This window comes from Mesorhizobium sp. M8A.F.Ca.ET.207.01.1.1 (assembly GCF_004794715.1).
Taxonomy (GTDB): domain Bacteria; phylum Pseudomonadota; class Alphaproteobacteria; order Rhizobiales; family Rhizobiaceae; genus Mesorhizobium.
Map to the genome: position 1 here is coordinate 1 of NZ_SRUS01000230.1, position 364 is coordinate 364.

A 364-nucleotide genomic window follows, 5' to 3' on the forward strand; every position below is an offset into this window, starting at 1 on the left:
GGGGCTTGCCCAAGCTGTGTTGCATTGTCTACCGGAGAAGCCCCATGAACGCACGTTCCGTCCGTCGCCCTGCAACTGAACGCATTGTCGAACGCGCCGACCCGCGCCTGCTGCGTGGCGTGCGGCAGCTGGCCCTGGCCGGGCTGGCGCTGGGGCTGGTCTGGCCGGCGGCACGTGGCAACAGCACGTGGCTGGGCTGGCTGCCGATGTGGCTGGTGGGCATGCCGCTGGTGGCCTGGTGGGCGCTGCTGCGCTTTCCACTGTCGCGCCTGTCAGGGCTGCGGCTGGCGCGGCGTACCGGTGGACAGGCGCGGCGCAGGCCTGTTCCGGCCTCGCGTGGCCGGCGCAGCCCGGCCGCCACGGC

Annotated in this window: 1 protein-coding gene; it reads left to right on the forward strand. The window is 73.1% G+C overall.

Going from position 1 to position 364, the window contains the following annotated elements; translation table 11 throughout:
- Positions 1 to 44: 44 nt before the first annotated feature.
- A partial coding sequence (locus EN850_RS34310) for a hypothetical protein (RefSeq protein WP_136092991.1) occupies positions 45 to 364 on the forward strand: 320 nt, incomplete at its 3' end.